A 14,275-nucleotide genomic window follows, 5' to 3' on the forward strand; every position below is an offset into this window, starting at 1 on the left:
AAATCACTTGAATAATATTATATTTGTTACTAAACAAATAAAACTATGGAAAATGTATTTGATGCGAAAGACGCTCAGAATTATATCAATAGAATAAATAATCTGGTAGAAGATACACACGGTTTGTGGGGCAGAATGACGGTCGATCAGATGTTGGCGCACTGCTGTATTACTTACGAGATGATTTATGAACCAGAGAAGCATAAAAAGCCGGGAACAATTGCCAAATTTATTTTAAAAACATTTGTAAAGCCTAAAGTTGTGGGCGAAAAAGCATACCCGAGAGATTCTCCTACAGCACCGCAATTTGTGATTACAGGTCGCAGAAACTTTGATGATGAAAAGAAGAGATTAGTTGGTTTTATTCAAAAAACTCAACAGTTGGGAGCTCCGGCTTTTGATGATAAAGAATCTTTTTCTTTTGGTAAACTAAAATCTCACGAGTGGAATAATATGTTTGCAAAACACCTGAATCACCATTTATCTCAGTTTGGGGTTTAAAAAAACAAAAAATGAAAAAACTTTTATTTCTTCTCATCCTGGTTTCCAATCTTGCTTTTGCACAAATGCCCAATATTTCAAATACGTGGCTGAATCAATCAAAACCCTACATCGGAACGATTGGCAATGATCAAGAAACGATAAACCTTACAATAGAAATTTCTGAACAGAATAAAAAAAATGATCAGGAATACTTTGTCTCAGGTTATTCTGTTGTTGAAAACAATACCTCCAGGTTCGAAGGGAAATTAACCATTACAAAATACAAAGACGGTAAGAAAAAAAGCATAATTTACGGAGATTACGAGCTGGTAGAGGAAAATAAAGGGAAACATTCGGGAATTTTTACCGGGAAATTTATTTACACCTTTCAATGGAATAGAAAGACTGAGAAAATAGAGAACCCAAACATCGAACTCATAGGAAACTGGAAAAGCTATGACGGAAGTTTAGACTTTAAAACCAATTTAAAAAACAAATAATTATGTTAAGACAAATATTAGGAATCATTGCAGGAATGGTTGTAGGATCTTTGTGCGTTTGGGCTGTAGAAACGCTCAATCACAATTTGTATCCTTTTCCGGCAGGTATGAAAGCCAATGATATGGATGCTTTTAAATCGTATATTGAGAGTTTACCGTTTTTAGGAAAATTTATGGTAATCGTAGGATACGCTTTGGGAGCAATAGCTGCAGGATTTGTTTCGACTAAAATTTCAAAAAACGGAAAACCTGCCGCTGCAATTATCTGCGGATGTATTTTTCTGTCTTTTACAATTTACAATATGATGGTTTTGCCTACGCCAGTCTGGTTTTGGGTTTTAGGAGTTTTGGTTTGGGGATTGGTTTTAGCAGGATACAAACTTGCTTTAGATAAAAATAAATACACTAATAATTAAATAAATGAAATTAGGCGCATTTTCCATCAGTTTAAGCGTAAAAGATTTAGAAAAGTCTGAAGAATTTTACGAAAAGTTAGGTTTCTCTACAATGGGCGGAAGCATGGAAAGCAATTATCTTATCATGAAAAACGGCAGCACATTGATCGGACTTTTCCAGGCAATGTTTGACGGGAATATGCTCACATTCAATCCGGGCTGGGACGAAAATGCTCAGAATCTGGAGAGTTTTGACGATGTAAGAGAAATTCAGAAGCATTTAAAAGAAAATCAGGTTACACTGGAAAAAGAAGCCGACGAAACAACTTCCGGCCCCGAACATATTTTCCTTAAAGATCCCGACGGAAATATGATCTTAATAGACCAACATAGATAATTAAAAATAAGTAATTGGTAATGAGTAATGGAATAATATATTGTCACTATCAACTAAAAACAATAAACACAATAAATTTTAAATAAAAATTATGGCAACAGTAAACGTTTATCTTACATTCAACGGAAATTGCAGACAGGCATTTGAATTTTACAAATCAGTTTTCGGAGGAGAATTTCCATACATCGGAACTTTCGGCGAAATGCCGCCACAAGATGGAAGTGAAATGTCTGCAGAAGACAAAGACAAAATCATGCATGTTTCTCTTCCGGTCTCAAAAGAAACAATGCTGATGGGAAGCGACACAGGTGGTGAATGGTCTTCACATTTTAAAGAAGGAAATAATTTTTCCGTCTCCATTAATGCAGATTCAAAAGAAGAAGCAAATCAATTATTCAACGGACTATCTCAGGATGGGCAAGTCACAATGCCTTTGGCAGATACTTTTTGGGGTGCTTATTTTGGGATGTTCACCGATCAGTTTGGTATTAATTGGATGGTTAATTATGATGATCCTTCAAAAACTCAACAGCATCCTTAATATCTTATTGGATTAATCATTAAAAACAAACCGACACTTATTTTGTCGGTTTTGATTTTATTATTCCTTTGCTCTCCAAAAATTATTAAACTTAAAAATACAATCAAATGAAATTCACAATTGACGAAATAAAAGCAGAACATCAAAAAGTAAAAAGCGGTGCAGATTTCCCAAAATACATTCAGGCAATTAAAAATCTCGGAGTTTCGCATTACAGGGCTTATGTAGCAGACGGAAATACAGAATATTTTGATACAGAAAATCATTCAGCAAAGACAGGAAGTAAGTATGAGAATTTACAAATTTCAGAAACCTTGAATCTGGAAAATTTCAAAACCCAATTAAAACTTCATCAGCAAGGCGGTACAGATTACATGACTTTCTGTAAAGATTGTGCGGAAGATGGAGTAGATGGCTGGAAAATGGATTTGAGTGAAATGACATGTTCGTATTTTGATAAGCAAGGAAATTATATATTAATAGAAAATGTTCCTTCATAGTTGAATCGAGTTACTGCATCAATTCCAGATTAATTTATTATTTGCAATTATTGATTAAAATTATTAATTTTGTAATTCTGATAGATAATAGTAATTAAAAATTGAAATATGAATTTTTTCAGACAGTTAGCTTGTGTTGTTTTTATTGGCATTTCGGCTTTCTCTATTGCTCAAAAAAGTGATCTTGGTGCATGGTATATGTATTTCGGAAATAATAAAATCAGTAAAAAATTGAATTTTCATAATGAAATTCAATATCGAAATTTTGACGGAATCGGAGACTTAGAGCAGCTTCTCATCCGCACAGGAATTGGATATGATTTGACCGAAAATAATAATAATATTTTGTTGGGCTACGGTTTTATTTTGAGCCGGCCTTATCTCAACAATGAAAAAAGTGAGAATATTGAACACCGCATTTTCCAGCAATATATTACAAAACAGAAATTCGGTCGTTTCAATCTTCAGCACCGTTACCGTTTAGAAGAGAGATTTTTACAGGATGATTTCAGGATGAGGTTTCGCTATCTGTTAGGGTTTAATATTCCGATCAGTAATAAAGAGATGTTACCAAAAACTTTATATCTCTCGGCTTACAACGAGATTTTTCTACATCTTGACAGTCCTGTTTTTGACCGCAACAGAGTATACGGAGCATTAGGATTTGTCATTAATAAAAACATGAGAATTGAAGCGGGCTACATGAATCAGATTCAGGAAAACAAAAACCGCGGACAGATTCAGATTGGTTTTTACAACAATATTCCGTTTACGAAAAATTAAACTCAATAACTTCAAAATACAAACTAAAAATGCATTCAGGAAAAAGATTTGGACCGGTAGAATTTATAATATGGACGAGAAGAAGTTTGTATATTCTCTTCGTTTTGGCGGCAGTACCCACTGTTTTATATTATTTAGGAATTACTTTTATATCCTTTCCATGGCAACCGATTGCTATCATGGGAACTGCAGTAGCGTTTATTGTAGGTTTTAAAAACAATGCAAGTTACAGCAGATTGTGGGAAGCAAGACAGATTTACGGTGCTATTATCAATGACAGCCGTAGTTTTGGGTATATTTTGAGAGATTCTTTGAGAGAAAAAAATTCTGATAAAGTAAATCAGATGTTCAGACGTCATTATGCATGGTTAACAGCGCTTCGTTTTCAGCTTCGGGAACCCAGAAACTGGGAAAATATGAGTACGGAGCAGTTTAAAGAGTATGCTCAAAAGTATGAAATTCCGGAAAGACTTTCTACAATTGATGCAGAGCTGAAAAACTATCTTTCGGAGGATGAACTGCGATATATTTTAAGTAAAAAAAACAGAGCAACTCAATTGATGGCCGTGCAAAGTAAAGATTTATCTGAAGCTTATTCACAAGGCGAGATCAATGATTTCCAATGGTCTCAAATCAATCAGCAACTTGTGAAATTTACAGATAATCAGGGTAAATCTGAAAGAATAAAAAACTTCCCATATCCCAGGAATTTTTCTTCAATCACAACGTATCTGCTCATTATGTTTATTGTTTTCGTGCCGTTTGGTTTGATTAAGGAGTTTGACAAAATGGGCGACGGAACTTTGTTAGAAGGGTATACTTTATGGTTCAATATTCCGTTTTCTCTTCTGGTAACCTGGTGTTTTCATACATTGGATAGTGTGGGAGAAGCTTCAGTAAATCCATTTGAAGGCAGCCCGAATGACGTTCCGATTACTCAGATCAGCCGTACGATAGAAATTGATATGAGAGATATGTTGGATGAAGCTGATCTTCCGGCAGCAATTACTCCGAAAAATGATATTGTCCTTTAAAATAAAAGTTATGATCTGTGTTTATTTTAATAACAATAACTTAATGCATAAATGTAAAATTAGAGCGTAGATTCGTTTTCAGATAATTCCACAGAAAATTAATATCTGCTGACCGAATAAACACTCAATGTAATACACTTTAAAAAACAAATTCCATGATTCACACCTACGTCATTATCTCAATTGCAGTCTTGTTATCTGTAATGATACTTGTTATGATCGGGCAAAAGCTGAAAGTTGCTTACCCGATATTCCTTGTGATTGCAGGATTAATCATCAGCCTAGTTCCAGGGATGCCTCATATTGAGATTGAGCCAGACTTGGTTTTTTTGATTTTTCTTCCGCCTATTTTATTTGAAGCTGCATGGTTTACTTCATGGCAGGATTTTCATAAGTGGCGGAAACAGATTTTCTCAATGGCGTTCGGATTGGTTTTTCTGACATCTGTTGTTGTGGCATATCTTTCATCATCTATTATTCCGGGGCTTACGGTGGCAATGGGGTTCTTGTTGGGTGGCGTCAATTCGCCGCCGGATGCTGTAGCAGCAACTTCCGTTTTAAAGCACATGAAAATCCCAAAAAAAATCACAAGCATTTCTGGAAGGTGAAAGTTTGATCAATGATGCTTCGAGTTTAATTGTATTTAAATTTGCTTTGGCGGCAGTCATTTCAGGTCAGTTTATCTGGAGAGAAGCGATCGGGGATTTCTTCAGTATGGCAGTTGGCGGAATTGCAATTGGTATTGCCTTAGGATTGCTTTTCGGTTTTTTTCTGCGATTAATCCCTTCCAACTCAAATATTGATACCATTATCACACTCATTGTTCCTTACATTTTATACGTCGGTGCAGAGCATTTCCATTTTTCAGGAGTTCTCGCAGTTGTTGCAGGTGGATTGCTGATGTCTTACAACTCGCATTGCTATCTCAGTCATACGACAAGAATTCAGTCAGGAAACGTTTGGAGTGTTTTGATTTTTCTGATGAATACAATTATTTTCATTTTAATCGGTTTAGAATTACCTATTGTAGTCGCAGCAATGAAAGATTATACCATTTCAGAAGGTGTTTTTTACAGTATCGTGATTGGCGGAGCAATTATTTTAACAAGATTGGTGTACAGTTACAGCATTATGTACTTTCCTTGGTTTTTATCTAAAAAATTAAGGTCGGAAAATCCTAAACCAGACTGGCGAGAGCCGTTTATCATCAGTTTTGCGGCAATGCGGGGGGTGGTTTCACTGGCGGCAGCATTATCTATTCCTGCGTTTTTACCAAACGGAGAAGCATTTCCACATCGAAATATTATTTTGTTTGTAACCTTCGTGATCATTTTAATAACTTTAGTCGGACAAGGATTGATGCTTTCACCTGTCTTAAAATGGCTGAAAGTAAGCGACGCAGGAAGCGAATTGCCAGAAGAGAAACAGGAAGTAATCCTGATGAGAAAACTGAAAGAAACCGCTTTGCAAAAACTTGAATCTGATTTTTCTGAACTGACGGAAACCAACAGTATGGTTCGCCATCAAAAACACAGATTGGAAAATGAAATGCTGATGATGGCAGACAAATCACAGTGTATGGCTTCTGCCGGAGATTACGTCACGGCAATGAATGAAAATAAAGATGTTGTTCGGCAGTTGATTCAGGCACAGCGGAACGAACTTCACCGGATGAAACGTGAAAAAATATTTGATGACCATGTGATGAGAACCATAGAAATGCAGCTCGATTTTGATGAAGCAAAAATTACAGGTTTTAGTCATTCTTAATGGATAAGATTTTACTGAATAACTAAATGAAATTTAATTCTCTTTTTCCGGTGATCTGGACAGAAAATTTTGAAGAAACTATAGGTTTTTACATCCATATTTTGGGTTTTCAGCTGATCAGTGCAAACAGCGATTCACAATGGGCTTTTCTTGAAAAAAATACTGTTCAGATCATGATTACAAAACCTAATGAGCATATTAAATATGAGAAAATAGGTTTTTCCGGTTCTTTTTATTTTAATGTAAATGATGTTGACGTTCTATGGAAAGATCTGAATACGATTACAAAAATTTGTTATAAAATAGAAAGTTTTGATTGGGGAATGCGGGAGTTTGCAATCTATGACAACAATGGTTATATATTACAATTCGGTCAACCTGTCGCCGAAATTAGTAAAGAGGAATAAATTTTGCTATTTTTGGTGAAATATTTTAAAAACAAATATGAGAAATAAAATAATTACAGGTATTGCGGTACTTTTGCTGTTAGTATCTTGTAAAAATGACGAGAAAATACTGAATTCTTTAGCTGATTACAACACCTCGATGGAAACCAAAGGATATCATTTTGGTGATAAACTGGATCTTCCGAAAGATGTCTTAGATAATGCCGAAAGCATCACAATCAGTTTTGGAGAAAAAGAAACCTCAAGCTTAGTAGTTGATTCAAAATATTATACGCTGGGAGACAATGCCGTTACTTTTAATATTAAAACAAAAGGTGGCGAAACTCTCTATCAGGATGCAACCATTAATGTTTTTACCAAAATTCCTGTAAAAAATATCAGCTATGATGTAATAGCAGAATATCCTCATGATCCTGCAAATTTTGTACAAGGTTTTCAGATCGAGGGAAATACCATCTATGAAAGTGACGGTCAGCAAGGTTCTTCTCAGATTTTAAAATATAATTTGGGAGATACTCAACCCATTGTTGCAACAAAGCAGCCTGAAGATGTTTTTTCTGAAGGAAGTGCTATAGTCGGAGATAAAATTTATCAATTGACATGGCAAAATAAGAAAGGTTTTATTTATGACAAAAATTCTTTGAGCTTGCTTTCAGAATTTCCTTATCCGGATGTGATGGGAGAAGGTTGGGGTTTAACATTTGATGGTAAAAATCTAATCGCTTCAGATGGAACAAAAAACCTGTATTTCTTAAGCACAAGTGATCCTTCCAAGGTTGTAAAGTATATTTCAGTTGCAGGAAATTCTGAAGTTTACGATCAGTTAAATGAATTGGAATTTTACAAAGGTTTTATCTATGCAAATGTTTGGCATAAGCCTGTTATTCTTAAAATAAATCCTGCTAACGGAGAAGTTGTCGGTAAGTTTGATTTCACTAAAATTGCAGCGCCGTTTACTGATTCAAACAGTGAATCTGTTTTAAACGGCATCGCTTTTAAAGATGATAATATGCTGGTTACAGGTAAAAACTGGTCAAAAATTTATGAAGTTGCGATTAAATAATTTTAAGTTAATCTCACGTTCTCTAAAATAAAGTATGTAAATTGGTAGCGTTCCTCCGGAGCGCTATCTTTGGTAAAAAAGTTTTTTGAAAATATTAAGTCTATTTTTCGTTTTCATTATCTGTTCGGTTTCTGCGCAGAGAATTTTGCCTTTTGATACTTTGAGGATCAAAGAAGCAAGAGATATGTTTGCTGATGATTACGGCAGTATTTATATTTATAAAAACAAAGACTTTAGCTTTACTAAATACGATTCGCTCGGTAAACAGCTTGGTAAAATGATGTTTACGGTACCTTTCAAGATTCAAGGCGTTCAGAATCCTTTGAGTATTGCTCTTTTTTCTGAAAATGCACAGGAAATGAAGTTTGTGGATCAGAATTTAAATGAAATTCAAAAAATAGATTTCAGACAAAAGTTCACGTATATCAAACACGCTTATGCAGAAGATTTACAGCAAATCTGGCTGCTTGATGAAAGTACAAAAAGGCTTCTTCAGTACAATTTCAGAAATGATACAACCATCAATTCTTATCCTTTTGATGCAAGTTTTGATGAATTGATTGATCTTTTGGTTTTTGAAAATAAGGTGTATATTTTAACTAAAAATCAGTTCAGAATTTACAATCTGAAATTTGAGAAGCTTTTTGAAGCACCTGTTGAAAACGGAAAAAGACTGAGAAGAGAAAACGAATTTATTCTGGTTGTTGGCAAAAATTCTATTTTTAAATATATTCCGGAAAAAGATCTGACCAAAATATTTGATGATCCCGATGTACAAATTGTGGAAAAAAACTCATTGGCATATTTTGAAATCAAACACAACAAACTTTATCTTTACAACCTCGAAAATATCAAAGATTTGAAAATGCAGACGGCGACAGACAGTCTGAAAAACGACACGGAAAAAACGGTAGAAGAATTGATGAAAGAAAAAACTGAAACCCCCGATATGCAGAAACTTTTAGAAGAAATTCAGGAGCTTGGTTTTTAAAAAAATAATTTACATAATATACAAGACAGGAATATGCACATTGCAGTTACAGGTAATATTGGAGCAGGAAAAACTACGCTGACGACGATGTTGGCAAAGCATTATGGCTGGGATGCGCAGTTTGAGGATGTAGACCACAATCCTTATCTGGAAGATTTTTATGCAGACATGAGCAAGTGGAGTTTTGCACTGCAGATTTATTTTTTGGGAAGCAGATTCCGTCAGGTAAAAGAAATTCGGGAGAGTGGTAAAAATATCATCCAGGATCGTACGATCTATGAAGATGCTCATATTTTTGCTGAAAACCTTAATGATATGAAACTTTTGTCAGACAGGGATTATACAAACTATGCTTCTCTTTTTGATTTGATGAAGACATTCGTTTCGGCTCCGGATTTACTGATTTACCTTAAATCTGATGTTCCGAATCTGGTGAAGAAAATTTACAAAAGAGGAAGGGAGTACGAGGCTTCCATCAGCATAGAATACCTTTCTAAGCTCAATCAGAAATATGAAAAATGGATTACAAACTACACAGAAGGAAAACTTCTCATTATTGAAGTAGACGATCTTGATTTTGTTGAAAAGCCTGAAGATTTCGGATTGATTTTAGAGAAAATAGAAACAGAACTGAATGGATTGTTTTAGTCTTAATTCATATTAAATTAAAACGTTTTTGCTTATTGGTGTTAAATTTGTTTTACACCAACAAATATAAATTAATATAAAAAATGCTTGTAAAAGTTCTCCATAACGGAAATTGCTCAAAATCAAACGCGGTACTTGAATATCTTGACGAAAACGGTATTCCGTTTGAAATTATTAATATCGTGGAAGATCCGCTGAGCGTTTTGGAACTTAAAACAGTATTGAAAAAACTGAATGAAGATGTTTCACACATCATCCGAAAAGAAGAGAAACTTTACTTAGAAAAGTATGCAGGAAAAGACTTTACAGAAGACGAATGGCTGAAAATTTTATCTGAAAATCCGTCACTTATTCAAAGGCCAATTTTGATCAAAGGTTCTGTAGCAATGCTTGGAAGACCTGTAGAAAATGTGAAATTCTTTATCGAACACTAGAATAATTTTTGAATAAATATAATAAAGTCAGCAATTGCTGACTTTATTTTTTTACAATAAGATGACATTTTCAATCCTGCCAACTTCTTTATAGATCCTCACGACCTGATCTGCATCCAATACAAATGCATTGATATTGCAGGCTGTATATTTACCATTTTTACTTTCTCTGTTACCCAGTGTGAATTTGATACCGTCAAAAACTTTATATATTTCTGTAAGCTTTGCCTGATCAGTCGGAATAATAAACTTAAAAAGATAATCTTCAGGAAAATCATGTTGATCTTCCAGTTTTTCTTTTAATGAAGTGTAAAATTCTTCAGGATTTGCATGCTGATTTCCTTGTAATATGTCCATTATTGTTACTTAATTTATATAAATATAATGAAAATTTAACTATTTTCCAAGAGGTGCTAAAAGTGATGCCGAATTTTGTTTTTCGTGATCTTCGATGATATTAAATAATCCGTTTACAATTTGTTCAGAAGCCAGCATACTCAAACCTCCGGCGTTCACATTGCTATTATTTCCACTGCCAAGAACACTTCCTAAAAGATTGCTGCCTGATAATGCGGTGTTGATGGTCTTTACGATTCCGTATTTATTCAATTCCTGTTCAACTCTTGGCGCAATTGCAGCAACGAGTTGTTGAGAAGTTTTTTCTTTTAAAATAAGAGTAGCCGTTCCTTTTTCACCCTGAATAATTCTTGTAACATCCTGAGCATTTAAACTATTGACTGCATTTTCTAAAATAGGTCTTGAAATATTCACGGTAAAAACAGCTGCATCTGCAATATATTCTCTTTCTTTGGCAACCAATGCAGGTGCTATTCTTTCTAAAGTGGCATTGATATCACGCAGTTGCTTAGGTAGTGCTTTGTCTACCAGATTATTCTGAAGAAAAGCTTCTTTATTACCGTAGATATTCATTCCTTTATTGATGCCTCCTAATAATACTCTTTTAATTACAGCCAATCCAAGATCAGATGTCGCAAGAGTAGAGCAAGATTGCAGGGTTGTATTAATCATTACACCCGTTCCAAAAATCATTGCAATAGAAATTATATATTTTTTCATTTTTAATTTTTTTAATCTTGTCAAATACTGCACCAAAGGTAAAGACTATTATGTATTTAACAAAAAATTACGAGATTATAGCTGAATTTTAAAAATCTATGTTTTTGTAAATAAAATTCCGATTATTTATACGAAATCAACAATCGTATGAAAATAGGAAGTTGGAAGTCGATTTTGGTGGTTTTTTCTCATAAAATTGTCTTTGCTTCAATGTGAAATAATCATATTTATTGATATTTTTTGTTGTGTAATATATTAAAATTTTGTTTTTTTTAAGAGATATCATAATTTAATCGAACATTAATAATTTATTTAACTAAAATTAACATCATTTGATATTTTTTATATTTTTGAAACAAAGTCTTATTTTGAGAAAATGATATTTTCAACTTTATAAGATGCATTGATTTGTACAAGATAAAATTAAACTATATGAAACAAACTAATTTAAAGTATTCTTGTCTGATTGCTGTTCTCTACTTCGGTATGAACGTCAACGGACAGGTGACTCCTCAGGATACGCTTCCCAAAGAGCAGAGAATAGAGGAAGTTGTCATGATTGGATATGGTAGCCAAAAGAAAGAGAACGTTACGGGAAGTATCGGTCTTGTTTCAGCAAAAGATTTAGCAGACAGACCCAACTCAAACCCTCTTAGCTCTGTACAAGGTAAGCTTGCAGGTGTAAATATTACCAATTCCGGTACTCCGGGAAGTTCTCCAAGAGTTGACATCAGAGGTGTTGGTTCTCTATCAGGAAACACTGTTTTCATAGTGGATGGAATGATTACAACTGATATTTCTTACCTTAATCCACAGGATATTGAGTCTATGAGTGTCCTTAAAGATCCTTCAAGTTTAGCGATCTTTGGAGCTCAGGCTGCGAATGGTGCGGTGTTGATTAAAACTAAAACCGGAAAAGGCAAACCTGTTTTCAATTTAAATTCTTATTTAGGATTTAAGACTGTAACGAATGTTCCTCAAATGGTCAATTCAGATCAGTATATAGAATTATATAATGAAAAACTGATCAATGATAATGGCTCGAGTGCAGGTTCTATCAGCAGAGCAAATTTTCCTGCAGATACCAAATGGTTTGATGAGATTTTCAGAACCAGTGTAATCAATTCGAATGATTTCTCTGCAATGGGTAGTCTTGGTAAATTAAATTACTATGCGAGCATAGGATATCTTAAAGATGAGGGTAATCTTGCTGCAGGTTCTGGTATTAACTCAGGAAGTGGATTTAATAGATTTAATACAAAAGTAAATCTCAGCTATAAAATAACTGATAATATTACAATCGGAGATAATTTCAGTTTTTCAAAAATACGTACTGATGTAGCGCAAAATCCTTTATTAGATGCATATTCAGCACCTCCTATTTTCTCTGTAATGAATTCTGCTACTGGAGATTACCAGTTTTTTAACGGTTATTCTATACCAAACCCAAGAGCAAAGCTAGATCAATATCGCTCTCAGGTAAGACAGGAAAGATTGCTTAATAATGTCTGGGGAGAATTGAAGTTTTTGAAAGATTTTACATTTAGAATTAGCTATTCAAGTGATAATTATCGCCCAACTCAATATGAATTTACACCTACACTTACTTATGTTCCTGTTGCTAATCAGGCACCTTCAACTTTAATTACCAGAGATTTCAAAAATAGCAACTATGTTTGGGATAATACAATTAACTGGAAGAAAAGCTTTGGAAATCATAATTTTGATGTGTTAGCTGGTTTTTCAAGAACGAGAACAACACTTTCACAAGAATACGCATCGTCAAGAGGTGTACAATATGATGGAACTAATGGCTCTTTGAATATTGCAAGCGGAACAGATCAATTTTTTGTAAGCGGTGTTGACAGAAGTGATTTAGGGGTTTTTCAAGATCAACAAAGAATTCAATCATTTTTTGGAAGAATCAATTATGATTATAAAGGCAAATATTTAGTAAATGCATCTATTCGTAGAGATGCGAGCTCACAGATCAGCGTTGACAGATCAAGAACCTTCCCTGCGGTTAGTGCTGGTTGGGTAATATCTAAAGAAGACTTTATGAGCGAGCAGAATGTCTTCAATTTGCTAAAACTACGAGCAAGTTATGGTGAATTAGGAAACCCTAATATTACAAGAAATTTTAATGCAAATACCACTATTATAGGAGGTGGTGCTTATTTTGGAAATTCAGGTTATCCCGCTCAAACTATTGACCTTTTTGTTGATCCTACTATTGGTTGGGAAACTACCACAGGAAGAGATGTAGGATTGGAGATGGCACTATTTAATAATAAACTTAAAATTGACGCAGCTTACTTTGATAAGGACTCTAAAAATGTAGTTTATGGTGTAAACCAAGGAACTGTTTCTGGTGCAAGTAACTGGGACAATTTTGTAACCAATGCTTATTCGTTTAACAACAGAGGTTTTGAATTATCCGTAAATTACAATACAAAGCTTAGTGAAAATGTGAGTTTTGGAGTATATGGTAATTTTACATCTCTTAAAAATGAAATCACATCTGTATACGGCGGTTCATTTAAAGATACAGGAGCAAGTTTATTCGGTAATCCAATTGTTAGATTGCAGACTGGTGAGGCAGTAGGATCATATTATGGTTATGATGTTGCGGGTGTTTTCCAGACAGATGCAGAGGCAGCTGCTTCGGGACAGGCAGGCGCAAAAGCAGGCTGGTTTAAATTCACAGATCAGGATGGCAATGGTACAATTGATTCAAGAGATAAAACATTCTTAGGCAGCCCGATTCCTAAAGGAACTTATGGTTTCGGAGTTAATTTTAACATTTATACATTTGATATTGCTGTTGATTTCCAAGGTGTATTTGGCAACAAAATATATAACTATAACCGTGAACAGCGTTTTGGAAACGAGACATGGGATCTTGACATGTACAATAACAGATGGCGTGGTGCAGGTACTTCTAATACCAATGCAATGATTACCTCGAATCAGTCTGTCATACTGCCTAGTAGTTTTTATGTTGAAGACGGAAGTTATATAAGAATCAGGAATATTCAGGTTGGTTATAATTTACCAAAATCCTTTGCAAAATCTTTATCAGTGACAAGACTTAGATTGTATCTAAGTGCGCAGAATCCTTGGACAAGTTTCAAGTATAATGGTTTCTCACCAGAAATCAATAACAGTGACAGAGTACAAATGGGAATTGACAATAATATTTATCCAATTTCTGCTATTTATACGATGGGTATGAACTTAACATTTTAATTA

General features: G+C 34.3%; 18 protein-coding genes. 16 read left to right on the forward strand and 2 right to left on the reverse strand.

Features of this window, described 5'->3' with window-relative positions:
* Positions 1 to 45 precede the first annotated feature (45 nt).
* The 15 genes from ACZZ9T_RS09555 (at position 46) to ACZZ9T_RS09625 (ending at position 9,946) form a co-directional block, all read left to right on the forward strand.
* Entirely contained in the window at positions 46 to 501 is a 456-nt protein-coding gene (locus ACZZ9T_RS09555) for a DUF1569 domain-containing protein (RefSeq protein ID WP_463441891.1), read from the forward strand.
* Positions 502 to 512: 11 nt separating this feature from the next.
* Positions 513 to 983, forward strand: coding sequence for a hypothetical protein (locus ACZZ9T_RS09560; RefSeq protein WP_463441892.1), 471 nt, complete (start codon positions 513 to 515; stop codon positions 981 to 983).
* A 2-nt stretch (positions 984 to 985) separates the two neighbouring features.
* Positions 986 to 1,399: a hypothetical protein gene (locus ACZZ9T_RS09565; protein WP_463441893.1), complete on the forward strand. Its 414-nt coding sequence runs from the start codon at positions 986 to 988 to the stop codon at positions 1,397 to 1,399.
* 4 nt (positions 1,400 to 1,403) lie between these two features.
* The gene (locus ACZZ9T_RS09570; protein ID WP_463441894.1) at positions 1,404 to 1,775 is read left to right on the forward strand and encodes a VOC family protein; all 372 of its coding nucleotides are present in this window, start codon (positions 1,404 to 1,406) and stop codon (positions 1,773 to 1,775) included.
* 91 nt (positions 1,776 to 1,866) lie between these two features.
* The gene (locus tag ACZZ9T_RS09575; protein ID WP_463441895.1) at positions 1,867 to 2,316 is read left to right on the forward strand and encodes a VOC family protein; all 450 of its coding nucleotides are present in this window, start codon (positions 1,867 to 1,869) and stop codon (positions 2,314 to 2,316) included.
* Between the two features lie 107 nt (positions 2,317 to 2,423).
* Positions 2,424 to 2,816, forward strand: a complete 393-nt coding sequence (locus ACZZ9T_RS09580; protein ID WP_463441896.1) for a DUF1398 domain-containing protein — start codon at positions 2,424 to 2,426, stop codon at positions 2,814 to 2,816.
* A 108-nt stretch (positions 2,817 to 2,924) separates the two neighbouring features.
* On the forward strand, positions 2,925 to 3,599 hold the full coding sequence (locus tag ACZZ9T_RS09585) for a DUF2490 domain-containing protein (RefSeq protein WP_463441897.1): 675 nt from the start codon (positions 2,925 to 2,927) through the stop codon (positions 3,597 to 3,599).
* A gap of 29 nt (positions 3,600 to 3,628) precedes the next feature.
* The gene (locus ACZZ9T_RS09590) at positions 3,629 to 4,633 is read left to right on the forward strand and encodes a bestrophin family protein (protein WP_463441898.1); all 1,005 of its coding nucleotides are present in this window, start codon (positions 3,629 to 3,631) and stop codon (positions 4,631 to 4,633) included.
* 155 nt (positions 4,634 to 4,788) lie between these two features.
* Positions 4,789 to 5,241: a cation:proton antiporter domain-containing protein gene (locus ACZZ9T_RS09595; protein ID WP_463441899.1), complete on the forward strand. Its 453-nt coding sequence runs from the start codon at positions 4,789 to 4,791 to the stop codon at positions 5,239 to 5,241.
* Between the two features lie 4 nt (positions 5,242 to 5,245).
* A complete protein-coding gene (locus ACZZ9T_RS09600) occupies positions 5,246 to 6,403 on the forward strand; it encodes a cation:proton antiporter (RefSeq protein WP_463441900.1) in 1,158 nt (385 codons plus the stop codon).
* A 26-nt stretch (positions 6,404 to 6,429) separates the two neighbouring features.
* The gene (locus ACZZ9T_RS09605; RefSeq protein ID WP_463431613.1) at positions 6,430 to 6,810 is read left to right on the forward strand and encodes a VOC family protein; all 381 of its coding nucleotides are present in this window, start codon (positions 6,430 to 6,432) and stop codon (positions 6,808 to 6,810) included.
* Between the two features lie 37 nt (positions 6,811 to 6,847).
* Complete coding sequence (locus ACZZ9T_RS09610; protein ID WP_463441901.1) at positions 6,848 to 7,873, forward strand: glutaminyl-peptide cyclotransferase; 1,026 nt, start codon at positions 6,848 to 6,850, stop codon at positions 7,871 to 7,873.
* A gap of 85 nt (positions 7,874 to 7,958) precedes the next feature.
* On the forward strand, positions 7,959 to 8,864 hold the full coding sequence (locus ACZZ9T_RS09615) for a hypothetical protein (protein WP_463441902.1): 906 nt from the start codon (positions 7,959 to 7,961) through the stop codon (positions 8,862 to 8,864).
* 33 nt (positions 8,865 to 8,897) lie between these two features.
* A complete protein-coding gene (locus ACZZ9T_RS09620; RefSeq protein WP_463431619.1) occupies positions 8,898 to 9,512 on the forward strand; it encodes a deoxynucleoside kinase in 615 nt (204 codons plus the stop codon).
* Positions 9,513 to 9,595: 83 nt separating this feature from the next.
* Positions 9,596 to 9,946 (forward strand): ArsC/Spx/MgsR family protein, encoded by a 351-nt coding sequence (locus tag ACZZ9T_RS09625; protein WP_463431621.1) that lies wholly within the window; start codon positions 9,596 to 9,598, stop codon positions 9,944 to 9,946.
* 51 nt (positions 9,947 to 9,997) lie between these two features.
* Here ACZZ9T_RS09625 and ACZZ9T_RS09630 read toward each other — a convergent pair whose 3' ends face one another.
* Positions 9,998 to 10,303: a DUF493 family protein gene (locus ACZZ9T_RS09630; RefSeq protein WP_463431623.1), complete on the reverse strand. Its 306-nt coding sequence runs from the start codon at positions 10,301 to 10,303 to the stop codon at positions 9,998 to 10,000.
* A 39-nt stretch (positions 10,304 to 10,342) separates the two neighbouring features.
* Entirely contained in the window at positions 10,343 to 11,023 is a 681-nt protein-coding gene (locus ACZZ9T_RS09635; protein ID WP_463441903.1) for a DUF4197 family protein, read from the reverse strand.
* 432 nt (positions 11,024 to 11,455) lie between these two features.
* Between ACZZ9T_RS09635 and ACZZ9T_RS09640 the strand changes: the two genes are divergently transcribed.
* Positions 11,456 to 14,272 (forward strand): SusC/RagA family TonB-linked outer membrane protein, encoded by a 2,817-nt coding sequence (locus tag ACZZ9T_RS09640; RefSeq protein WP_463441904.1) that lies wholly within the window; start codon positions 11,456 to 11,458, stop codon positions 14,270 to 14,272.
* The last annotated feature ends 3 nt before the right edge of the window (positions 14,273 to 14,275 follow it).

The organism is Chryseobacterium sp. AC417 (assembly GCF_979258215.1).